Raw genomic sequence first — 21,118 nt, forward strand, 5'->3', positions numbered from 1 at the left:
TATGGAGCGAAGATGAACAAGAAATCCGGAACATCGAAGGATGCCGCTGACAAGTTGGTCAGGGGTATCAAACGCAAAACGCGCAAGCACTACTCTGCTGAAGAGAAGATCAGGGTCGTCCTGGCGGGCCTGCGGGGCGAGGAAAGCATTGCTGCACTGTGCCGTCGCGAGGGGATTGCAGAGAGCCTGTATTACTCCTGGTCGAAGGAATTCCTCGAAGCTGGGAAGAACCGCTTGGCGGGTGACACGGCGCGACAAGCGACATCCCCGGAAGTCAAAGAACTGCGGTCGGAATCTGCCGCCCTGAAGGAGGTGGTTGCCGAGCTGACGCTTGAGAACCGACTGCTCAAAAAAAGCATGATCGGGGATGGGGGCGACGAAGAATGAGATACCCCGCCTCAGAGAAGCTTGAAATTATCCGCACGGTTGAAGCGTCACATCTGCCGGTAAAGCAAACCCTGAAGATGCTCGGCATCCCCAGCAGCACATACTACGACTGGTATGCCCGCTGGAGCGACGGTGGCGTTGATGCCCTGGCTGACCGTTCCCCACGGCCCAGGTCAGTGTGGAACCGCATCCCAGAAAAGGTACGCGAGGATGTTGTCGATTTTGCCATTGAGCATGAAGATCTGACGCCGCGCGAACTGGCGGTCAAATACACCGACGAGAAGCGGTACTTCGTATCTGAATCCTCCGTGTATCGCATTCTCAGCGCCGAGGATCTGATCACCGCCCCGGCCCATGTCGTGATACGCGTGGCCGATGAGTTCCGGGACAAAACAAGCCGACCAAACGAGCTCTGGCAGACTGACTTCACGTACCTGAAGGTCATCGGTTGGGGCTGGTTCTATCTCAGCACCATCCTCGACGACTACAGCCGCTACATCATCGCCTGGAAGCTCTGCACCACGATGAAGGCTGCGGACGTCACTGATACGTTGGACCTGGCACTGGAGGTCTCGGGCTGCGATCAAGCCACGGTCGTACACAAACCCCGGCTGCTCAGCGACAATGGCTCGTCCTACGTCGCCTCTGATCTTGCCGTTTATCTTGAGGACAAGGGCATGGACCATGTTCGCGGTACGCCGCACCATCCGCAAACCCAAGGCAAGATCGAACGCTGGCACCAGACCATGAAGAACCGTGTCCTCTTGGAAAACTACTTCCTACCGGGCGACCTCGAATGCCGGATCGGGGCGTTCGTCGATCACTACAACAACCATCGCTACCACGAAAGCTTGGACAACCTAACCCCTGCGGACGTCTATCACGGCCGCGGCGCGAAGATCCTGAAGATGAGAGAGGAAATCAAGAAACAGACAATCCGAAAACGCCGGTTGCAGCACCAAGCCGCTGCTGCCTAAACTCAAACAGAAACCGAACCAGAGCCTCTGTTACGAAAACGCTTCAGCTTTCCGAAAAGCTCTGACGACGGACACAATCCATGTTTCTAGAGTTTGCAAAGACGCCCCTCCCGATGCCGTCTCTTTGTGAGAATCAAAACTGGCATACAGTATGCTAATGTGTCAACACTAACACATTGTATGCCAGATACATCGCTGCTACTGTCGAACTGAGGAGAGCGACATGAGCCCATTCAACAGACCGAAATCATTGACGGAATTGGTGACAGAAAACCTGCGCGAGCGGATTATCAAAGGCGAGTTCGAACTGGGTGAGCAGCTGTCTGAGGCTCGAATCGCCAAGAACCTTGAGGTCAGCCGCACACCTGTTCGTGAGGCAATCAATCGACTTGAAATGGAAGGGCTGCTCGTAGTCGAACCGCAACGTGGGTCCTTCGTGTTCAACTTGGAGCCCGAAGAATTGGCAAAGCTCTGCGACGCGCGTGTCTGCCTTGAGACAACCGCTTTAACCTCGGCCATGCAGGCAAACCCGCAAGAGCTGTATACCGCGCTTAACGATTGCATCAATCGGATGAAAGCGGCGCGAGGGGCGGCGGATGATGCAGAATACCTGTATCAGGATACTCTTTTCCACCAATGCCTGTTTGATTGTGCGGATAATCGGTTTCTGAATGACGCGTACCAGACGATTGCTCTTAAAATGGCAGCATTGCGCAGCCGGTTGGGGCACCACCCGGATCACATGGCTAAGTCCTATCGGGAGCACATTGAGTTGCTTCAGTGCGTCGAGAATGGCGATGTTTCAAAAGCGCTGGACGTGCTGAAACTCCACATAGACAGGAAAGAAGGGTCCTATTGGAGTGACGCAACTAAAGCGGACAGCCAGACCCAGCACGTGAATTGAGCGCTTCTGTGTCCTGCCTGCAGCACGCACGACGTCTCAACTCGCACCCGCAGCGAAGGTCGGGTTACCCTCGCGATTGACTAGACCACGCGAAAAAGTCGAGGTCGGCGTTGGGCTCGAAACAGCCATTCGCTACAGCTTGCATGAATGTCCGCTCTGCGGACGAAGCTGCCATTTGGAATATGCTTGGGAATGACCCCTGTCGACCCCAAGCGGACCTTGAGCACGGTCGTTGGTTCTACGTTTGCATTCCGCTTCTAGGCATTCGCCGCGAGTGCAAAACACACATAGATCGAGTTGGTGAAACGCGGGCCTCTACAGTCTTACAATTTGAAAATCAGAGCGTCCGTTTGGGTTGGAATGTACTCTTAGCCAATTGGGATTTTCGTAGAGGTCACTTCATACATTTGTCTGTTTGGTTTGTATTTCACCCTTCCAAGACTGTTCCGCAACACGGGCGAAATTCCCTCCAACGACACCCCGAATTTCCTCCCCGGTCAGTCCCCAGCTTTGCATCGCTTCAACCAAAACCGGAATACAGTCGGGCCCTGCGTGGCCAATCATAGATGTGTCATACTGTTGGCCAGCGGGCCAATAGTCCGGCCTGGCAGACAGGATGACACTCAGATCAATTTTCAAGTCTGGGGTGTAGTCAAAACCAAGACCAACATGCTGCCAACCTGCTACGTCCAACAAGTGCTGTAGGTGTCGTAACAGCGCAGCTTTGCTAACGTCATTTTCACCAAGGAATATACCAAGTCCGTTCAGGCCGACGACGCCCCCCTTTGCGGCACAGGCTTTGATCTGATCATCGCAGATATTGCGCTGATGCCGCCAAACCGATGCAGGGTTTGAATGAGAAAAAACAACCGGCGTGGCAGATCTTTCGATCAGTTCCATACTTGTTTGATAACTGGTGTGACTGGCATCAACGATCATGCCGACACGGTTCATTTCACTGAGTATGTCGCATCCAAATGGAGTAAGCCCGGTATCTGCATTATGGCAGCCCCCTGCTGCGTCATTTCCAAGGTTGTAGGCAAAAAGCATCTGCCGAACGCCCAGAGCATGGTAAATGCTGACCATGTTCAAGTCACCGCCCAGTGCGTTCATCCCCTCTATATCGAAACTTATCGCCAGTTTACCTGTTTCGTGGGCCGCTTTGATATCTTCCAATGTTCCAGCCAGAACGTAGTTTTCGGGACGGCGAGTATCCATCTGCGATAGGCTGCGAGTGTCGCCAGTGTTTCATCACGTCGCATGACGTCGAAACCGACGTTAATGCTCAGATAGTTAACGTGGTGGGTCTGCCAAGTGCCAAGAGTGTCCAGATCAACGTTTGGCGACGGAAAAATTCCAGCGTGGGCATCCCACACCAGAGCTTCACTTATCAAATTTATCATGTCTGTGCGAACGCGACGTTTAGCGTTCCCTCCATTACTTGTGTAGCCACCCCACCGACCTGAAGTCGCAAGACTTGCCCTTCATGCATTTGAACCCGACTAGTCACTTTGCTCGGCCTGCCAAGTTCAATCCCCTGTTCCGCCAGCACAGTAGCGACCCCTTCTGTATTGGCCTGCACAAGCCCGTGACGCAGGGCGTAAGTTGCGAGAGCTGCGTTCGTCGTTCCAGCCGCAGCGGATTCCGCCACCCCGACTGCTGGGCAGAAATCGCGAACATGCAAATGCCGGTCTGTATTCATAACGTCAGTTGAAAACGCGGCAACCGTCTCTAGGCCATGCGCAACGCAGAAAGAAGCAAGCCTGCTGAAATTCGGCCTTAGAGCTTCCATAGCGGCGAGGTCACGCATTGGTAGGCAAAGATGGACAAAATCACCACGCGCCACTTCTACTGGTAATTCTGTCGACAAATCGGCCGTTTGAATGCCCAGCAAGTCTGCGAGTTTTTTCATGTCTAGGTCTGCCGATGAGAAATCCGCCACGGCGACATCCAGCATCGCTTCGACACGAGACATCTCATTGAGGTGGTACTCAACGTTTGCTTCACTGTTTGGAAGAACCAAAGTGATATTTCTGGCGCCTTTGTGCGGCAGATCAAGCAGGCCAGTATCCACCAAACGGGTAACCAAGCAAATTGTGCCGTGCCCACACATCGGCAACTCCATCACCGTGGAGAAGAATTGAAGAACAACGCGGCCATCTTCAACACAGTCCACAAATGAGGTGGCGGGCGCGCCAATCTCTTGCGCAATACGCGACCTCTCTGATCTTTCGAGACCTGAAGCATTCAATACGATGCCAGCTTGGCTTCCGGAGTATGGAGTGGCCGTAAACGCATCATAAAGCGCGAAAGGGAGTTCACGGGCTCTATTGTTGTGCTCATTTTCCATTGCGCAGTTCCAATTGAAGGAAGAGGTTCTGAGTGAATAGCTCAACAGGAAAACGTGCACCTAGGCAATCAATTGAGAGAGGTGGCATCACACTTACGGAATTAAACGTTGAGCGCGCGGTAGGTGAAAACAGTCGTTAGTGTTTTGCGCAGCATTCGGTAAAATTGGGCTCGATGCCGACATCGGAGCAGGTGCGGCAAGCCCCTTGCCCCATGTCATGCTGCCACCGAGGGCGGCCCATAGCCGACTTTGAGTACTCTGCTGGATTTCTGCAGCCGCAGACCGCAGTCCGGTTATTGGCTGCAAGCGCGAAATTGATAAATCTGTCGTAGAGGATCGCGTGAGAAAGGCGACAACTGGCCCCTGATCGTGACTTTCGATTTCATTTCTGCATTCTGCGTTGGTTGTCGAATTTGACCATCCTACGAATGGTGTACCTACCAAAACTTCACTTTGCAGCATTTGGGAGTTAAGGCTTGATGCGGACCTTAGAGGCGGCACGGCATCCTGTGATATCCTCTCTCGTCAACGCCGGGTTGTCGTTGTGGGCGGGAATGGCGGATCGGATGATCAGTTATTGAAACACCAAACTTACCTGTCATTCGCGCGCTTCGCCCAGCTTGGAACATAGGCATACAAAGATGGACAGTACTGTTCGGTATCTCGGTGTTGAGCCTGAGGATGCACTGGCCATAGCAGAAGCCACTGAAATTTGACCACTACTGACCGCTTTCGTCGGCGGGTCGTTGCTTCAGCTGGCTATCAGTTGGTGATGCTGCGACACGACCCGTCGAACCTGCCGTCCACTGTAGGCGCAGAGCCAGAACCTGTTCGAAGTGATACTTTGCGGACAAAACAGTCAATGATGGTGCGCGCATCAATGACCACTTCGGATAAAGCCATACCTAGGACCATAAAATGGTGGTGCCAGTTCAGTTCTCCAAAATCAGAATTCCACTAAAGCATCGACGCACTAACCTAAAACAGTATCGATTCTTTGCCCGACTGACCTTGCGATAATTTTGATTCAGATATGGCAGCTGAGTTTCTCGCCATCGCTCCAAACGCACTATCGTCGCCTTATAGGCTACTAATACCTGGATTGAGAAAGTTCGAATACTTGAGCACGATAATGGTTTCGTCACCACTGACGTTCAGAGCTTCTTGAAACGCTGTAAAAAAGCGCCTTCGAGGATCATGGCCGACATGTCGGTTTCTTCCTTAAATCCAATATGAGTGTAAAAGGAAAAGGCAGAGGGGTTGGTGCGATGGACTGCCAGTTTAACAAAACACGCGCCAGAAGATTTGTCCGCATCGAAAACCGCGCGAGACAGCAGTCTGCTTCCAATACCTTGCCCTCTCGCCGAAGAGGAAACCCAAAGATCACTTACAAATAAGCCGCCACCCCCTCTGGTGGTTGAAAACAATGGGGTCCAAACAAGTGCACCGACGGCTTCGTTACCACTGTGAGCGAGCAACGCGTTGAAGGCCGGATGGTCACCTGCGAAGGCCGCTTTCAAAATGTGGACATTCGCGACATGTCTGTCGCCCATTTCAGACGACAACGCCCTTAGTGCAAAATCCAGATCGCGTATTTTGTCGAGCGTCACCCCAGCGATGGTAACCTGTGTCATTCGAGACCTTACCTATGTTTCGCTACCGCCAACAGAAGGCTGTCCGACCCTTCAGAGTGAATCGTAATCCGCAAGTCGGTCGTCGAGGAATGTGTAGCTTTCTCTTGCCTGCAAGAGTTGGCTCTTACCTAAGGTCACGTAGCGAAAATCCTCATTTGTCTCGGCAAACCGCACCGGCAGAGTATTTTCATCCATCCAAGGCCAGCAAAAGATCGAATTGCCCCAGTTTTCCCCGGCCCGGTTAATGGAAAGGAAGAAGACCTGGTTTTCCATCGCGCGTGACATGGCGAAATTGTGCCAGGTTTCGAAGGACTCATCGCGATAATAGGCCCCGCAATGCAGAATGAGATCGACGTCGTGCTTTAGGGTCAGGGTGCGTGCAAGCTCGGGAATACGAATGTCATAACAAATTATTGGTGAAATCTTTAAACCATTGATTACAAAAGTGAAAATGTGATTCCCGGCGTCAAAATACTTTTTCTCCATTGAAGCGCCATAGTGGCAGAGGTGAAGCTTGTCGTAATGGCCGTCCAGCGCACCGTCCGGGTTGACGACAGCAACTGAAATATGCGTCCCCGATGTCCCCCGGCGCGCAAAACTGTAAGAGACATGGACACCGAATTCCTTGGCGATCTCGCGCCATGTTTCAAAAGAAGCTCCTTCCAAGGGTTCCGCAATCTCATTGAGCCGGTCGAAGGCTGCGCGCGAATAATCTATACTGGAAAGCTCAGGAAGAACCACGAGATCCACGTTCCGGCGGCTGAGCTGATCGCGCACTTTCGCCGCGCTTTCCGCAAGATGTTTGTCTCGCGCGGCAGCGCTCTCGGTGGCGGGGATTTCGATCTGGCAGGCCAGCAGGGACAGAGTGTCATTTGAAGTCATTTTTTGGCTTTCCCCTCTTGAACCTTTGGCCGGATTGTTTCGGCTGGATGGTAACTGCGCTGTTCAAGTGGCACCGATGCAAGCCGGCTTCGAAACATTTCAAGCAGTGCTTTTTCCGCCCGGTTCAGGCGTGCGCTTTTGTGGTGCACGAGATGAATATCAATTGCCAAGGTGTTTTCGTATGGCGGCAAACGCCACAGTTCGCCGCGATTGACGAAGCGTTCGGCGACGTGAACAGGCAGCGGACCGAACCCGAGTCCCGCGCCTATCATCCGCTGTGCCTCACCCAGATCAGATGTGTAGCCGATCACCTTGTTGTCGAGCTTGTGCTGCGCTCGTAGCAATGCCACCGGACGCAACGCATCCCAAAGCTGGTCTGTCCGAAATGAAACCGACGAATGGTCTCGCAGGTCGTCGAGTTTCAGATCATGTTGCCCGAACAATGGATGGCTCGGACCACAGTAAAACCCAAAGTAAGAACGATAAAGAACCTCATGCTGCAAACTCGGGTGCGTGTCGTGGACCAAGCAAACGCCAAGTGTCGCTGATTTTTCAAGAACCGCCTGCCTGACGGCTTTGCTGGACATAACCTCGACATCAAAGCTGACTTCGGGAAATCGGCGATGAAAATCTGCCAATATCGCATCAAAAAACTCGCTTTCAATCCGGCTTAGAAGAGCAAGCTTGATTGTGCCCGTCACGATATCTTCTGTACCCTGTGCGCTCTGGATCGCCCGCGCCAGACTGCCGAACATGTCCAAACATTCCTGGTACAGCTTCTGCCCGGCCGGAGTGATGCGGAAATGCGATGGGCTGCGATCAATAAGAGGCATTCCAAGCCTTGTCTCAAGACGTTTCAGTGCCTGGCTGACGGAAGGTTGTCGCCGCATCAGTCGCTTGGCGGCCAGTGTGATGCTGCCTTCCTGAACAATGACCATAAAGGTGCGCAGCAGATTCCAATCCAACTCTCTGATCAACTTGTCCTGTTCAGTGGCGTTGTCCATTGATCCCATCAATATGCTTAATTCTCATTATCTATTTGCCGTATAATAGAATCCAACACAAGGTTGGGTATCGCTCCTGCAACGCCACACCTGTCAAAGAAGAAAAACCGTGAAGGCATCGAACCTTTTCTATCAAAGTCGCGCGCGCCGCCCCGAGGTTGATCGCGCAGAAGGAATCTATATTTGGGGCAAGAACGGCCAGCGTTATATTGATGGTTCGTCCGGGGCGATGGTCAGTAATATCGGCCATTCAAACCCTAATGTTCTGGCTGCGATGAAAGCGCAGATGGACAGCGCAACCTTTGCCTATCGTTTACATTTTGAAAACGCCCCAGCCGAGAACCTGGCCACAGCGATTGCAGATCGCACACCGGAAGGCTTGGACAAGGTCTTTTTTGTTTCGGGCGGGTCCGAGGCCATGGAATCTTGCGTGAAGTTCGCGCGGCAATGGGCGGTTGCTGGGGGGCAAGCCAGTCGGTGGAAAGTCATTTCGCGCTTTCCATCCTATCACGGTTCTACCTTGGGCGCGCTGGCAATTACCGGATACGGGCCGCTTACAAACGCGTTTGGGCCGCTTTTCAAGGAAATGCCGAAAATTCCTGCGCCCACTTGCTATTTGGACCGCGATAACCTGTCCGACCACGATCGTGGTCTGAAGTATGCCGAGATGCTCAGGGATGAGATCATTGCCCAGGGGCCTGACACGGTTCTGGCCTTTGCCATGGAACCGGTGGGCGGTGCATCCACCGGCGCGCTAGTTGCGCCCGACAGCTATTACGGTCGGGTGCGTGAGATCTGCGACGAGTTTGGCGTCATGCTGATCATGGATGAGGTCATGTCAGGTGTTGGACGCACTGGTACGTTCTTAGCATCGGAGCACTGGAACATCCGCCCAGACCTTGTGGCTCTGTCAAAAGGGTTTGGTGCGGGTTATGCACCGTTGGGGGCCATGATTGCCGATGATCAGATGGTCGAAACAGTGCTGGACAGCGGCGGATTTGCCCACGGCCACACTTATGCCGGAAACCCGCTTGCTTGCAGCGCCGGATTGGCGGTTCTGAACGAGATCGACCGACTGGACCTGATGACCAATGCGCGCATCATGGGCGACGTGTTGATGGCGGGGCTCATGGACCTCATGACGCGTTACCCGTTTATCGGTGATATACGCGGAAAAGGCCTACTAACCGCCTTTGAAATGGTGTCGGATCGGGACACCATGTCACCATTGGGCAAGGACATTAACGCCTATGAACGGTTTGTAGAAATCTGCTACGAGCGCAACCTGATCACTTATTCGCGCCGAACCCGCGGCGGTATAAAGGGCGATCATTTCCTGATTTGCCCGCCTTTGATCGTTACCGAACCGCAGATCAACGAAATACTGAATATACTAGACGACAGTCTCCGAGACTTCGCCGGTGAATGCGCATTGGGGGTCTGACACATGGCGCAAAAAATTATCTTGACTTGCGCTGTGACGGGCTCGATTCACACGCCGAGCATGAGCCCACATCTGCCTGTTTCGCCCGACGAAATCGCCAAGTCTGCAATCGAGGCAGCGGAAGCCGGTGCATCTGTTTTACATCTGCATGCGCGCGACCCGGACACCGGCCGCCCAAGCGCGGATATCAAAGTATTTCGCCAGTTCCTGCCGAGGATCAAGGACGCGAGTGATGCCGTTATTAACTTGACCACGGGTGGCAGCTCACAGATGAGTGTGGAACAACGGCTTTCGGCCCCTGTAGAACTGGCGCCAGAGATGTGTTCGCTCAACATGGGCTCCATAAATTTCGGCCTCTTCCCGATGAAGGACCGCTATTCCGATTGGACCCATGATTGGGAAGAGACCTTTCTGGAGAACACGCGCGACACTGTGTTTAAGAATACATTCCATGACATAGAAACCGTGTTTCGAATGCTGGGCAATGCCGGTGGAGCGCGGTTTGAATGTGAATGCTACGATGTGGGGCACATTCAGACGCTCGCCTTCTATCTGAAACAAAAGCGCATTGTGCCACCGGTCTTTTTGCAATTTGTGATGGGAGTACTGGGCGGGATCGATGCCAGCCCACACAGCCTGATGTATTTGAAGGAAACGGCTGACCGCCTGTTGGGCGACGCCTATGAGTTTTCGGCACTTGCCGCTGGGCGACAGCAGATGCCACTGGGCGCGATGAGCGCCATTCTAGGCGGGCATGTTCGTGTAGGTCTTGAAGACAGCCTGATGATCGGGCGCGGGCAGCTTGCAACTAGCAACGCCCAACAGGTCACTAAAATTCGGTCCGTTCTGGAAGAGCTGGGATACGAGATCGCTACACCTGATGAGACGCGCGTGATGCTCGGTCTCAAGGGAGCAGATAAGGTGGGGTTCTGACACATGAAAGTCTTTTCTGATCAGGAACGGCAACGCCAGCATAATCCTAGCGGGTTTCTGGTAAACGGTGTGATGCAACCCAACCCCGAAAAACCTGAGCGGTTGGAGCACCTGCTTGCAGGCGTCGCGGCAGGCGGTCACGCGGTGTACACGCCAACTGATCATGGCCTAGCTCCGATCGCAGCGGTACACACCCCGGCCTACTTGAAGTTCCTGTCGACGGTCTATGAACGGTGGGCACGCATTCCCGACGCCACGCCCGAGATTTTCCCGAACGTCCACCCGGATCGCCGCACGGCCAGCTATCCCTTATCGGCAGTTGGTCAGGCGGGATTTCATGTCGCTGACATGTCCTGCCCCATCGGCGCGCACACCTGGGAGGCAGTGCGTTGGTCCGCAAACTGCGCCGTGAGCGCAACCCAAGCAGTATTGGACGGGGACAATGTGGCCTATGCGCTCTGCAGGCCACCGGGTCATCATTGCTTTAGCGATCTAGCCGGCGGTTTTTGTTATCTCAACAACAGCGCTATCGCTGCTCAATTCTTGCGGCAAACCCACGACCGAGTGGCGATTGTCGATGTTGACCTGCACCACGGCAACGGAACGCAAGGCATCTTTTACGAACGCAACGACGTGTTCACCCTGTCAATCCACGCGGACCCGGCGCGGTTCTATCCGTTTTTCTGGGGCCACGCTCATGAGGTCGGCGAAGGCGCAGGCCATGGTTATAACTTGAACATTCCGCTCCCGCGCGGCACCGGCGATGACGGCTTTCTTAAAGGGCTGTCGAGCGGTTTGACCCATGTCAGGAGCTTTGCACCTGGCGCCATCGTCATCGCGCTCGGTCTCGATGCTTTTGAAGGGGACCCATTCGGAGGTCTTGCCGTCTCAACACCTGGATTTTCCGAAATGGCAAAGATGCTCTCAGCGCTGAATCTACCCACCGTGATAGTGCAGGAAGGAGGTTATCTTTGTGATGAGTTGGGCGACAATTTACATGCATTCCTGCAGGGCTTCGAGGGCGACGTGGAATGACAAACTGGGTAACATCAGAAAACCGTCGAGTACCGGACGCATGGATTGACTATAACGGCCATATGAATCTGGCTTATTACGTCATGGCCTTTGACGAGGCCCTGGATGTCATGCTGGATCGAGAGCTTGGCGTTGGCCCAAGTTACGCGAAGGCTTTCAATGCCGGACCGTTTGTACTCCAAAACCACGTCCACTATCTGGGTGAGCTATTGGTAGGCGAAGAGTTCTTTTGCCAGTTTCTAATGCTGGATGCCGACGTTAAACGTCTGCATATCGCGGGATCGATGATAAAGCTGAAAGATCAAACAACTGTCTGCGTGATGGAGCAGGTATTCGTGAACGTCGATCACGGCACACGCCGCTCCGTCCCTTATCCGGTCGACATTCAAAACCGAATCGCCACTTTGATGGCTGAACACAAACCGATCGCCTGCCCTGCTCAAGTTGGAAGTCCAATCGGATTGATAAGACGATAATGGATCCGACGAACGGTCGTAGCCACCTCAGAACACACCCCCAAAAATCCAAAATAGGGAGGAAACCGATCCAAGCAAGAATAACCCGTGAATAAAATTGCACTGCAATTTGTGTTCGCATAGTGTGACCAAACGCAACAATTCACAGCGGTCAGCAAAATAAGCCAACGTAAAGAAGAACCGCAAACTGGGAGAAATCTAGATGAAATTCAAAAACGTTACCAAAGGCCTGATGCTTGGTGCCGTAAGCGCTCTAATGTCAACCGCGGCGCTGGCAGAAGACATGAAGCTGCGCTTTGCCGGTGTGTTCCCGATCGACCATCAGGGCACCAAGATGATGGAGCAGGTCGCCGCAGATGTCGCTGCGGCGGATGTCGGCCTGACAATTGAAGTTTTTCCGGCCAACCAGCTTGGGTCGGGCGAGGCGCTCTTTGAAGATGTAGCACGTGGTAACATCGATTTGGCGGCGGCATTTATCTATGCCGACACTGACCCGCGTCTGGAATTCCTGTCGATGCCGTTCCTCGTAGGTGGCTGGGACGACATGGACAACATCATGCGCAACATGGACTCCGAGTATAATAAAATCTTGCAGGAAATCACCGACGAGTACGGTGTGCGCGTAATGGCACAGAATCCCGAAGGGTTTGTTGGCATCGTGGCCACGCAGGAACCGACCAACTGGAACAACTTCGACGACAAAGGCATGAACATTCGTGTTTGGTCGTCGCCCGCCGTGAAAGCCATGGTGGAAGCGCTTGGTTTCCAGGCCACGACCATGGCATGGGGTGATATCTTCCCCGCGATCCAGTCCGGTATCGTTGATGGTGCAATCTGCTGTACCAAGACGGCAACCTACTCGATTTTCGCCCAGTCGGATGTTGGTACGCACTTTGTCGAGTACAACTCGATCTCGGAGCTGACCACGTTCTACGCGTCGCAGCGTACTCTGGACAAGTTGAACGACGAACAGCGCGCCGCTCTGCAGAACGCGATGACCAAGGCGTCAGACGACTTCTTCCAGTATAACCGCGACAATGACGCGGCTTTTGGACAGAAGCTGATCGACAAAGGCTACACCATCCTAAGCCTGAGTGATGAAGAGCAAGCCGCCATGGCCGCACATATCCAGGAAAACATCTGGCCCATGATGGCCCAGAGCGTTGGCCAGGATGTGATCGACCGCCTGCTGGCCAGCAAAAACTGATAGTTAGCACAATCAATCGGGCCGGCATCTATGCCGGCCCTTTCGCTATTTACTCTCTAAAAAAGAAAAAAGCGGGGGGACAGGCATGTCGATTGAGAAAGATGACATGACGACATATGTCGGCGACGACGACGCTGATAAACCGCAGAAAATCACGGACGAACTTCCACCTATCATCGGGTATCCCATGAAAGCCATTGCATTTGTCATGCGGCAAATAGTGATGGCTTGTGGCTTCTTGATGGCTTTCACGTTTGGTGCAGTCGTCGTGATCAGATATGGATTTAGCGGCGATCTTTTTGCCTATGAGGAATGGCTATTGGCCTTCTCCATCGTGGGCTTCTTCGCCGGAGCGGTTCTGGCATCTGCGCGGAACCTGCACATCAACGCCGACATCCTTGGCATCGTGATTCAAAACCCCCGGCTCATCTGGTGGCGCGGCTTCATTGTTTTGCTAGTTGAGCTTATCGTTATCCTCTTTCTGGTTTGGGCCTGCTATGTATCGCTGCTTGACGACTTCTCGTTCCCACGGTTGAGGTCGACACCGGTGTTGCGCATTCCGTTTGTCACCTGGCGTATCGCGATCATGTGCGCATTTGGCTTCATGGCGATGTTCACCTCGGCATATCTTTACGTGCATATCCGAAAGGGGCTCGGGCTTCCTTTGCGGTCCGAAACCCTTAAAGGAGCCGCGAAATGATTATCGGCGGAAGTCTTATTATTGTCTGCCTGATGCTCTTGCTGGGCGTCAGCGTCTATGTGGCGTTTGGAGCCGTTCTGATCTTTATTGCGCTGGTTGGGGATCAATCCATTACGGGTTACCTACCGACCGGTGCAACTGGGATCCGCTCTTTGGTGCTGTTGGCAATTCCTCTCTTCATGATTGCCGGCGGCATCATGGAGAAAGGCCGGATTGCGGCGCCGCTGGTGGCGCTGGCCGAGATGTTCATCGGTCACATCAAAGGCGGTCTGAACGCGGCATCCGTGCTGGCCTGTGGGGTATTCGGCTCAATTTCGGGCAGTGCGAATGCGACTCTGACCTGCATCGGCGGGATCATGATGCCGCACCTTAAGAAGGCGAATTATCCGAAAGGACAGTCCGCAGCGCTTATCGTGTCGGCAAGCCCTCTGGGCCTTTTGATCCCACCCAGTTCATCGCACATCCTTTATGGTTGGGTAGCACAACAACACGTACTAAAATGTTTCCTGTCTACGGTCATCCCCGCGATTATTCTGATCACGCTTCTGATCATTACCAACCAGTTCATGTTACGGAAGTATGACGATATAAAACTGTCTGATCGTCCCGATCCGTTTATGCCTGCTCTCTTGGGTCAGGGCCGTCTGGCCGGACCTGCGCTAATGATGCCGCTTATCATTCTTGGGGGTATTTATGGCGGTATCATGACCCCGACCGAGGCTGCTGGCATCGCGGTTTGCTATGCGATCCCGGTTGCGATCTACTTCTATCGCGGCTTGACTTGGAAAACCCTTGCGCAAACGATCCAGAACTCAGGCGTGACCATTGGCGTAGTTATGGTCATGATTTTCATGGTTCTGATCGTGTCGGACAACCTGATCTCGCAGGGCGCTCCGCAACTGGCCAAGGACATGGTTTACTCGGTTTCAGACAACCCAATCATCATCCTTTTGATGATCAACTTCGTGATGATCTTAATCGGGATGCTGATGGACGACATCTCAGGCTTGCTGTTGGCGACGCCGATCCTGCTGCCGATCGCCCAAAGTGTCGGAGTTGATCCGATTCATTTTGCCGCAATCATCGGCGTAAACCTTGGGATGGCCAACATCACCCCGCCCACAGCACCACTACTCTATCTAGGGGCTCAGATCTGCGACACGCCGGTGTCCAAGATGCTGTGGCCGACTCTGGTCTTCATAGTGTTCGCTTGGCTGCCGACGCTGATGTTGACCACGTTCATTCCTGAGCTTGCTCTGTGGCTGCCGGATCTGCTGCTCAGCCGATAAGAGAACCGGCCGTGAACAGTAAAAGGCGCCCGAATTCCGGGCGCCTTTTACGTTACCGGATGGTCATGTGACCAACCTATTCCAAATCAATCATTCTGCATACTTTAGATCAAACGCGGCCGCGTTTGACTTACTGAACATACAACCAGGAATGCAGACCGATCAGCGACGCGGTTACAACGACCAAGCTCAAGAGGCTGAGCGCGTCTCTATATTCTTTTGCCATTGCTTTGATCCTAATCATGAGCTTCATTTACTCGGCTTACTTATGAGGCCATTCTCGTTCTGACTACCAAGAATTCTCGCATACTCGCTTTGCAAATTCTGCATACCAGAGATGTTTCGCAAACTATTGAAGAGGTTGTAATCGACCTCTTACGTGCCAAGCTAATCGTGGCAGCTGATCCCTTTTGGGGGTTTGCTTCAGACCCTGAGCCTCCCCAACTGAACGGGTCCACCGTTATGTTTATGAAACGGAGGACTACGAAAGGCTGCCTCGCGGACAAAGCCGTCGTTTGCTTCGGCAACGATCAATTGGGGAGATCAACCCATCAACCCAGAAAGAACTCGAACGGGTTATCTTAAGGCGTCACAAACCAGACAAAATTGGCTGCACAGTCGCCGACATGGCGGTATTACTGCACTGCTAGAGGCAGGTGTTCCGCTGGAGATCGTGTCCAAGCACGCGGGCCATGCAAATACGGACATGACTGAGACCGTTTATGGCTGGGTGACTGACGACCTCGCAAAGAAGCAGGTGGCAGCGATCACGGGCGGTTTGGCCAAGCCCGACACGAATGTCGCGCCACTGTCCGATGATGTGATGAAAATGGCGCTGGATTACGCCATGAAGACAGGCCAGCCGCTAGACCAGGTCATTGCGGTGCTGACGGGTGGCAATGCTGCGAAGGCTGCGGAATAGGTTGCAAAGATCGGATTGTTACACCTCCGCGTTACACGCACGCGAAAGTCTCCAAAGCCGTAAAGCCTCAAACGCCTTGTTTCATTGGGAGGTTAATGGCAGGGGCAGCAGGGTTCGAACCCGCGACCTACGGTTTTGGAGACCGTCGCTCTACCAACTGAGCTATACCCCTGTGGTGAGCACCCAGATATGCCAGCCGCGCGGCGGACTCAAGAGGCTTTTTCAGATTCCACACCACTATCTGATCCGACAAACAAGTTGCGCAAAATGTGCAGTGCGCTAAGACAAGGTCCGGTCAGCAAAAGGAAGCCCGTGTGAACCTCCGCAAGAAGATCGCAGACAGCGAAGTGGTGCTGAACTGGGTGGCACGACGGATTGCCAGCTACATTCGATGGGTCAACCGCAACACGCGCTGGCAACGCATCGGGTACGAAGAACTGGACCAATTGGCCGAACAGGGAGAGCCGGTTATCGTTGTACTGTGGCACCAGCGGTTGGCGCAGTCCCCGTATTTCTTTCCACTGGACAAAGGCAGGATCTGTTCGATCACGTCCGCAGCCCGCGCCGGCAGCATGGTGGGCCGGGTGCAGGAACAGTTCGGTATGGACACAATCGCCATGTCCAGCCACAAGCGGCACGTGGCCCTGTCGCGTGAAGTGCTTGGTAAGATGAAGCAGGGTATTTCCATCGGCATTGCTGCGGATGGACCGCGCGGGCCTGAACGAGTGCTGTCGACTGTACCTCTGGTCTGGGCGCGTACATCGGGCAAACGGGTATTTGGCATCACCTTTTCTGCGAAACACGGGCGCGAGGCCGGTACATGGGACCGCCTGCTGATGCCGCGCCCCTGGCGCAACGAAGGGGTATTTTTGTGCCGCGAATGGACGGAGAAGGTATCTCGCAAGGCCAGCGAAGAAGAGTTTGAGACCCTGCGCCTGAGCCTTGAACAGCACATGAACGATATCACAGCCGAAGCCGACCGAATGGTGGGGCGTGAGCCGTGGTCGCCTGATGCCTAACCGCCCCTGAGGCGTTGCATCAAATAGACTTCGCTGCCCTCGGGGATTGGTTCCGTAAGCCCGGTGGCAATGACGCGCCCGTCAATCGCGATGGAGACCCCCGCATCGATGGGGGCCTGCAATTGCGGGTGGGCCTGAACCAACGCCCGCAAAAGTTCGCCAGTGGTTTTGGCCTCAACCTCCACTACCTGTTGGCCCCCGGTCAATGACCGGAGGCCGGACCAAAGGTGGACCTCAACCATTGTCCTTGAGCGCAGCCAGAATGCGCGGTGGTGACATGGGCAGTTGCTTCAACCGCACGCCAGCCGCGTTGGACACAGCGTTCGCAATAGCAGCCAATGGCGGCACGATGCCTGTCTCACCCACGCCGCGCACACCAAACGGGTGGCCGGGGTTGGGCACTTCGACAATCACCGTGTCAATCATCGGCAGGTCGCTGGCAACGGGAATGCGATAGTCGAGGAAGATCGAGTTCTGCAAGCGCCCGTCCTCGCCATAAATGTATTCCTCGTTCAGCGCCCAACCGATGCCTTGTGCGGCTCCACCCTGGAATTGACCCTCAACATAGGTCGGGTGGATCGCTTTACCGGCGTCCTGAATGACCGTGTAACGGGTGATAGAGGTCTTGCCGGTTTCAGGATCGACTTCGGCATCGACAATATGAGTGCCAAAAGACACGCCCGCACCTTCCGGGGTGGCTTCAAAGTGACCCGAGATCGGGCCGCCGGTTGACCCCATATCCGCAGTGATGTCGGCCAGCGGCATCGGATCGAAATCGCCTGCATTGGGGCCCGAAGGCACCGCGCAACCGTCTTCCCATTTCACCGCATCAACCGGGATGCCCCACTTGGCCGCCGCGCGTTCGCATAGTTTCTCGACTGCATGTTTTGCGGCTTTGATCGTCGCCAGACCGCTTGCATAGGTCACGCGCGAGCCGTGGCTCACGTCGTTGTAACCCAGTGTCGCGGTGTCGGCGACGGTGACACGGATGTTCTCATAGGCAATACCCAGAACCTCGGCCGCCATCAGCGCCATCGACGCGCGCGACCCGCCAATGTCAGGCGTTCCGACCATCAGCTGGGCCGAGCCATCTTCGGACAGGGCCAAAGATACGCTGGTCTCACCACCATGGTTGAACCAGAACCCGCAGGAAATCCCCCGCCCCTGCCCTGGTTTCAGCGGTGCTGCGTAATGCGGATGTGACTTGGCAGCCTCAAGCGTTTCGACCAGACCGATGCGTTCATAGGTCGGGCCATAGCTGGCCTTGGTACCCTCATGGGCGGCGTTTTTCAGGCGCACGTCGACGGGGTCGAGACCAAGCTTGTTGCACAGCTCATCGATGACCGATTCAACCGCAAACGCCCCCATCGGCGCACCAGGTGCCCGGTAGGCCGCCTGCTTGGGCCGGTTCGACATCACGTCATAGCCAATTTGCTTGACGTTGGTCAGGTTATAAGGCGCGAAGGCGCACATAGCGGTCATGTCGCCCGGTGCGCCAGGGAACGCCCCACCCTGCAGGCGGAACACGCCTTGTGCTGCCGAAATCGTACCGTCCTTCTTCATCCCGATCTTTACGTCCATCGATGCGGAAGACGTCGGACCGGTTGCTCGGAATACCTCGGATCGCGTCATGACGATCTTAACCGGACGATTGGCCTTGCGGCTCAGCGCCAGTGCAACAGGTTCAATGAAAACTGTGGTTTTGCCACCAAACCCCCCGCCAATTTCAGACGCGGTGACACGCAGTTGCGAGGTTTCGATGCCCAGCAACGCGGCACAGGTTTTCTGCGCAATCCAGTGGCCTTGCGTTGTGCACCACAGTTCGCCCTTGCCGTCATTACCCAACATGCCCAGACAGGCGTGCGGTTCGATATAACCCTGGTGGGTCGCCTCGGTCACAAAGCTGTCTTCGATCACCAGATCGGCCTCGGCAAATCCGGCCTCGACATCGCCGTGACCGCTTTCATGGTAGCGGACCACGTTGGGGGGCATCCCTTCGGGTACGGAATAGTCTGCCGCGCCTTCGCGGATGATAGGTGCGTCCGAAGCCATTGCCTTGTCCACGTCGGTGACATGGGGCAGTACTTCGTATTCGACCTCGATCAGCTTGAGCGCATCACGGGCCGCCAGCGCAGATGTCGCCGCCACGGCAGCTACCGCGTGACCGTCATAAAGCGCCTTCTCACCAGCCATGACGTTTTCCAGAACATTCCAGAACTCGCCTTCCAGCCCCGGCTTGAAGGGCACGTCCGCAAAATCCGCACGGGTCACAACGGCTTTGACATCCTTATGAGCCTCGGCCTTTGACGTATCGATCTTCACAATCCGTGCATGGGCGTGAGGAGAGCGCAGAACAGCGCCGTGCAACATTCCAGGTGCCGAAATATCCGCGCCGAACTTGGCACGGCCTGTAACCTTGTCCAGACCGTCAGGGCGGTTTGGGCGAGTGCCCACAAATGTGAAACCTGATTTACGATCGTCCAGAGCCATTACGACGCCTCCCGCATCTCAGCCGCCGTATCCATCACGGCGCGAATGATCTTGTCATACCCGGTGCAGCGGCACAGGTTGCCTGCCAGCCAATACCGGGTTTCCTCTTCGGTCGGGTTCGGGTTTTTCTCCAGCAGCGACTTGGCCGCCACCAGAATACCCGGAGTACAGATACCACACTGCAAAGCAGCGTATTCGATCATCTTCTTTTGCAGCGGATGCAGAACGTCGCCGTCTGCAATGCCTTCGACGGTTTCGATTTGCCTACCCTCGGCCTCGACGCCCAGCATCAGGCAAGAACAGACCAGACGGCCATCAACGGTGACGGAACACGCACCGCAATCCCCGGTGCCGCAGCCCTCTTTCGCGCCGGTCAGGTTCAGCTTGTCGCGCAGACAATCCAGCAAAGTTTCGCGCGGGTCACAAAGGTATTCAACCGTGTCCCCGTTCACGGTAGTGGATACGTGGAGCTTGCTCATGCGTTTTCTCCCTTTGCGCGGGTATAGGCGATTTTCGCGGCGCGCTTGGCCAGAACGCCAGCCACCTCGGTTCGGAATGCGATCGTGCCGCGTTTGTCGTCGATCGGATTGCAGGCGGCAGAGGCGGCGGCAGCCAGCGCATCCAGCGCGGCATCGTCCAGCGTGCTGCCGATCAGGGCTTTCGCGCAATCTTCCACCAGCAGAACCGTGGGGGAAACCGCCCCCAAAGACACCCGAGCTTCGGCGATGGTGTCTCCGTCCAGACGCAAGCTGACGCCAACGCCAACCACGGCGATGTCCATTTCCGTACGCGGGATGAATCGAAGATAGGCATCACCCGCGTTGTTACCCCGAGCAGGAATATGGACGGCCGAGATGACCTCACCCTTCGTCAGTGAGGTCTTGCCAGGGCCAGTTGGGATATCTTCGACTGCAACCTCTCGGGTGCCCTCCGGGCCGGTGACCGTGACCGTCACACCCGCTGCAACCATCGCTGGCACGGAATCAGCCGCCGGAGACCCGTTGCACAAATTGCCGGTCAAAGTCGCGCGCCCCTGCACCTGAGTTGACCCGATCAGGTCCATCGCCTCAACCACGCCGGGCCAGTCCTTGCCCAGTTCAGGATGCTCGCTCATCTCGGCGCCTGTTGCGGCCACGCCCAGCGTCCAGCTGCCATCTGCATTGCGGGTGATGTCGTGTACACCGTTGATTTTCTTGATGTCGATCAGCGTATCGGGCGTCACCAGTTCCGAGCGCAACTGCACCAAAACATCGGTGCCACCCGCCAGAAACCGTGTAATACCCGTCGCATTTGAAGCCAGAGCCGAAGCTTCGGCAAAGCTGGCGGGGCTGTGATAATCCATGAAGCTACCTCGTACCTGTTGATCAGGGATATCTGGGTTCGGGGCGACGTTAATTCACCCCTCGTCCGGCGTCCATGGGCCGAGCGACCAAAATTCAAATTCCAGATGTCGCTTTTAGGAAGG

At 54.9% G+C, this 21,118-nt stretch carries 20 protein-coding genes, 1 tRNA gene and 1 pseudogene; 12 read left to right on the forward strand and 10 right to left on the reverse strand.

Features of this window, described 5'->3' with window-relative positions:
• Positions 1 to 12: 12 nt before the first annotated feature.
• Positions 13 to 1,364 (forward strand): IS3 family transposase gene (locus tag ACXADZ_RS13560; RefSeq protein WP_475191855.1). Its coding sequence is split into 2 segments (ribosomal slippage): positions 13 to 348 and positions 351 to 1,364, totalling 1,350 coding nucleotides; the frame shifts between segments, so codons are not numbered across the junction.
• Positions 1,365 to 1,587: 223 nt separating this feature from the next.
• On the forward strand, positions 1,588 to 2,268 hold the full coding sequence (locus ACXADZ_RS13565) for a GntR family transcriptional regulator (protein WP_171183741.1): 681 nt from the start codon (positions 1,588 to 1,590) through the stop codon (positions 2,266 to 2,268).
• A gap of 399 nt (positions 2,269 to 2,667) precedes the next feature.
• Here the strand turns inward: ACXADZ_RS13565 and ACXADZ_RS13570 are convergent, their stop codons facing one another.
• Both ACXADZ_RS13570 and ACXADZ_RS13575 read right to left on the reverse strand, forming a co-directional pair.
• A complete protein-coding gene (locus tag ACXADZ_RS13570; protein WP_475197093.1) occupies positions 2,668 to 3,486 on the reverse strand; it encodes a dipeptidase in 819 nt (272 codons plus the stop codon).
• A gap of 181 nt (positions 3,487 to 3,667) precedes the next feature.
• Positions 3,668 to 4,618 carry a PhzF family phenazine biosynthesis protein gene (locus tag ACXADZ_RS13575; RefSeq protein ID WP_475197095.1) on the reverse strand — a complete coding sequence of 317 codons (951 nt, stop codon included), beginning with the start codon at positions 4,616 to 4,618 and terminating at the stop codon, positions 3,668 to 3,670.
• A gap of 632 nt (positions 4,619 to 5,250) precedes the next feature.
• On the opposite strand from ACXADZ_RS13575, the pseudogene ACXADZ_RS13580 reads away from it, so the two are divergent.
• Positions 5,251 to 5,334: pseudogene (locus tag ACXADZ_RS13580) on the forward strand (integrase); the annotation flags it as partial.
• Positions 5,335 to 5,772: 438 nt separating this feature from the next.
• On the opposite strand, the gene ACXADZ_RS13585 reads toward ACXADZ_RS13580, so the two are convergent.
• From ACXADZ_RS13585 to ACXADZ_RS13595, 3 genes are read right to left on the reverse strand one after another with little or no spacing between them, the layout of a single operon-like run.
• Entirely contained in the window at positions 5,773 to 6,252 is a 480-nt protein-coding gene (locus ACXADZ_RS13585) for a GNAT family N-acetyltransferase (RefSeq protein WP_475197096.1), read from the reverse strand.
• Between the two features lie 51 nt (positions 6,253 to 6,303).
• On the reverse strand, positions 6,304 to 7,134 hold the full coding sequence (locus tag ACXADZ_RS13590) for a carbon-nitrogen hydrolase family protein (RefSeq protein ID WP_475197098.1): 831 nt from the start codon (positions 7,132 to 7,134) through the stop codon (positions 6,304 to 6,306).
• Entirely contained in the window at positions 7,131 to 8,138 is a 1,008-nt protein-coding gene (locus ACXADZ_RS13595; RefSeq protein ID WP_475197099.1) for a LysR family transcriptional regulator, read from the reverse strand. The genes ACXADZ_RS13590 and ACXADZ_RS13595 overlap by 4 nt, the downstream gene beginning before the upstream one ends.
• Before the next feature lie 109 nt (positions 8,139 to 8,247).
• Between ACXADZ_RS13595 and ACXADZ_RS13600 the strand changes: the two genes are divergently transcribed.
• The 8 genes from ACXADZ_RS13600 to ACXADZ_RS13635 all read left to right on the forward strand — a co-directional run bounded on the left by ACXADZ_RS13600 (position 8,248) and on the right by ACXADZ_RS13635 (position 16,144).
• Positions 8,248 to 9,582: an aminotransferase family protein gene (locus ACXADZ_RS13600; RefSeq protein WP_475197100.1), complete on the forward strand. Its 1,335-nt coding sequence runs from the start codon at positions 8,248 to 8,250 to the stop codon at positions 9,580 to 9,582.
• A gap of 3 nt (positions 9,583 to 9,585) precedes the next feature.
• Positions 9,586 to 10,515, forward strand: a complete 930-nt coding sequence (kce, locus tag ACXADZ_RS13605; protein WP_475197102.1) for a 3,5-dioxohexanoate:acetyl-CoA acetone transferase — start codon at positions 9,586 to 9,588, stop codon at positions 10,513 to 10,515.
• A gap of 3 nt (positions 10,516 to 10,518) precedes the next feature.
• Complete coding sequence (locus tag ACXADZ_RS13610; RefSeq protein ID WP_475197104.1) at positions 10,519 to 11,550, forward strand: histone deacetylase family protein; 1,032 nt, start codon at positions 10,519 to 10,521, stop codon at positions 11,548 to 11,550.
• Entirely contained in the window at positions 11,547 to 12,026 is a 480-nt protein-coding gene (locus ACXADZ_RS13615; RefSeq protein ID WP_475197106.1) for a thioesterase family protein, read from the forward strand. The genes ACXADZ_RS13610 and ACXADZ_RS13615 overlap by 4 nt, the downstream gene beginning before the upstream one ends.
• A 202-nt stretch (positions 12,027 to 12,228) precedes the next feature.
• Entirely contained in the window at positions 12,229 to 13,233 is a 1,005-nt protein-coding gene (gene dctP, locus ACXADZ_RS13620; RefSeq protein ID WP_475197107.1) for a TRAP transporter substrate-binding protein DctP, read from the forward strand.
• A gap of 85 nt (positions 13,234 to 13,318) precedes the next feature.
• Entirely contained in the window at positions 13,319 to 13,933 is a 615-nt protein-coding gene (locus tag ACXADZ_RS13625) for a TRAP transporter small permease (protein ID WP_475197108.1), read from the forward strand.
• Positions 13,930 to 15,222 carry a TRAP transporter large permease gene (locus ACXADZ_RS13630; protein ID WP_475197110.1) on the forward strand — a complete coding sequence of 431 codons (1,293 nt, stop codon included), beginning with the start codon at positions 13,930 to 13,932 and terminating at the stop codon, positions 15,220 to 15,222. The genes ACXADZ_RS13625 and ACXADZ_RS13630 overlap by 4 nt, the downstream gene beginning before the upstream one ends.
• Before the next feature lie 706 nt (positions 15,223 to 15,928).
• Positions 15,929 to 16,144, forward strand: a complete 216-nt coding sequence (locus ACXADZ_RS13635; RefSeq protein ID WP_475197112.1) for a hypothetical protein — start codon at positions 15,929 to 15,931, stop codon at positions 16,142 to 16,144.
• 96 nt (positions 16,145 to 16,240) lie between these two features.
• On the opposite strand, the gene ACXADZ_RS13640 is transcribed toward ACXADZ_RS13635, so the two are convergent.
• Positions 16,241 to 16,316: transfer RNA gene (locus tag ACXADZ_RS13640), tRNA-Trp, on the reverse strand.
• Positions 16,317 to 16,458: 142 nt separating this feature from the next.
• Here ACXADZ_RS13640 and ACXADZ_RS13645 point away from each other — a divergent pair.
• Positions 16,459 to 17,163, forward strand: coding sequence for a lysophospholipid acyltransferase family protein (locus ACXADZ_RS13645; protein WP_475197114.1), 705 nt, complete (start codon positions 16,459 to 16,461; stop codon positions 17,161 to 17,163).
• Here ACXADZ_RS13645 and ACXADZ_RS13650 read toward each other — a convergent pair.
• From ACXADZ_RS13650 to ACXADZ_RS13665, 4 genes are read right to left on the reverse strand one after another with little or no spacing between them, the layout of a single operon-like run.
• A complete protein-coding gene (locus tag ACXADZ_RS13650; RefSeq protein ID WP_171105585.1) occupies positions 17,160 to 17,405 on the reverse strand; it encodes a MoaD/ThiS family protein in 246 nt (81 codons plus the stop codon). The two genes, ACXADZ_RS13645 and ACXADZ_RS13650, sit on opposite strands and share 4 nt — an antisense overlap.
• Positions 17,398 to 19,653, reverse strand: coding sequence for a xanthine dehydrogenase family protein molybdopterin-binding subunit (locus ACXADZ_RS13655; RefSeq protein WP_475197115.1), 2,256 nt, complete (start codon positions 19,651 to 19,653; stop codon positions 17,398 to 17,400). Before ACXADZ_RS13655 ends, ACXADZ_RS13650 begins: the two co-directional genes overlap by 8 nt.
• Entirely contained in the window at positions 19,653 to 20,132 is a 480-nt protein-coding gene (locus ACXADZ_RS13660; RefSeq protein ID WP_171091513.1) for a (2Fe-2S)-binding protein, read from the reverse strand. The genes ACXADZ_RS13655 and ACXADZ_RS13660 overlap by 1 nt, the downstream gene beginning before the upstream one ends.
• Complete coding sequence (locus tag ACXADZ_RS13665) at positions 20,129 to 20,995, reverse strand: FAD binding domain-containing protein (RefSeq protein ID WP_475197117.1); 867 nt, start codon at positions 20,993 to 20,995, stop codon at positions 20,129 to 20,131. The genes ACXADZ_RS13660 and ACXADZ_RS13665 overlap by 4 nt, the downstream gene beginning before the upstream one ends.
• Positions 20,996 to 21,118 lie beyond the last annotated feature (123 nt).

The organism is Ruegeria sp. ABM4_193 (assembly GCF_056158705.1).

What these genes read in the sequence shown, in the direction of transcription:
- ACXADZ_RS13610 (WP_475197104.1), top strand. Translation starts at nt 10,519, where the DNA reads ATGAAAGTCTTTTCTGATCAGGAACGGCAACGCCAGCATAATCCTAGC.
- ACXADZ_RS13570 (WP_475197093.1), bottom strand. Translation starts at nt 3,486, where the DNA reads ATGGATACTCGCCGTCCCGAAAACTACGTTCTGGCTGGAACATTGGAA.
- ACXADZ_RS13660 (WP_171091513.1), bottom strand. Translation starts at nt 20,132, where the DNA reads ATGAGCAAGCTCCACGTATCCACTACCGTGAACGGGGACACGGTTGAA.
- ACXADZ_RS13625 (WP_475197108.1), top strand. Translation starts at nt 13,319, where the DNA reads ATGTCGATTGAGAAAGATGACATGACGACATATGTCGGCGACGACGAC.
- ACXADZ_RS13635 (WP_475197112.1), top strand. Translation starts at nt 15,929, where the DNA reads ATGACTGAGACCGTTTATGGCTGGGTGACTGACGACCTCGCAAAGAAG.
- ACXADZ_RS13565 (WP_171183741.1), top strand. Translation starts at nt 1,588, where the DNA reads ATGAGCCCATTCAACAGACCGAAATCATTGACGGAATTGGTGACAGAA.
- ACXADZ_RS13630 (WP_475197110.1), top strand. Translation starts at nt 13,930, where the DNA reads ATGATTATCGGCGGAAGTCTTATTATTGTCTGCCTGATGCTCTTGCTG.
- ACXADZ_RS13575 (WP_475197095.1), bottom strand. Translation starts at nt 4,618, where the DNA reads ATGGAAAATGAGCACAACAATAGAGCCCGTGAACTCCCTTTCGCGCTT.
- ACXADZ_RS13595 (WP_475197099.1), bottom strand. Translation starts at nt 8,138, where the DNA reads ATGGACAACGCCACTGAACAGGACAAGTTGATCAGAGAGTTGGATTGG.
- kce (WP_475197102.1), top strand. Translation starts at nt 9,586, where the DNA reads ATGGCGCAAAAAATTATCTTGACTTGCGCTGTGACGGGCTCGATTCAC.
- dctP (WP_475197107.1), top strand. Translation starts at nt 12,229, where the DNA reads ATGAAATTCAAAAACGTTACCAAAGGCCTGATGCTTGGTGCCGTAAGC.
- ACXADZ_RS13665 (WP_475197117.1), bottom strand. Translation starts at nt 20,995, where the DNA reads ATGGATTATCACAGCCCCGCCAGCTTTGCCGAAGCTTCGGCTCTGGCT.
- ACXADZ_RS13655 (WP_475197115.1), bottom strand. Translation starts at nt 19,653, where the DNA reads ATGGCTCTGGACGATCGTAAATCAGGTTTCACATTTGTGGGCACTCGC.
- ACXADZ_RS13585 (WP_475197096.1), bottom strand. Translation starts at nt 6,252, where the DNA reads ATGACACAGGTTACCATCGCTGGGGTGACGCTCGACAAAATACGCGAT.
- ACXADZ_RS13590 (WP_475197098.1), bottom strand. Translation starts at nt 7,134, where the DNA reads ATGACTTCAAATGACACTCTGTCCCTGCTGGCCTGCCAGATCGAAATC.
- ACXADZ_RS13615 (WP_475197106.1), top strand. Translation starts at nt 11,547, where the DNA reads ATGACAAACTGGGTAACATCAGAAAACCGTCGAGTACCGGACGCATGG.
- ACXADZ_RS13650 (WP_171105585.1), bottom strand. Translation starts at nt 17,405, where the DNA reads ATGGTTGAGGTCCACCTTTGGTCCGGCCTCCGGTCATTGACCGGGGGC.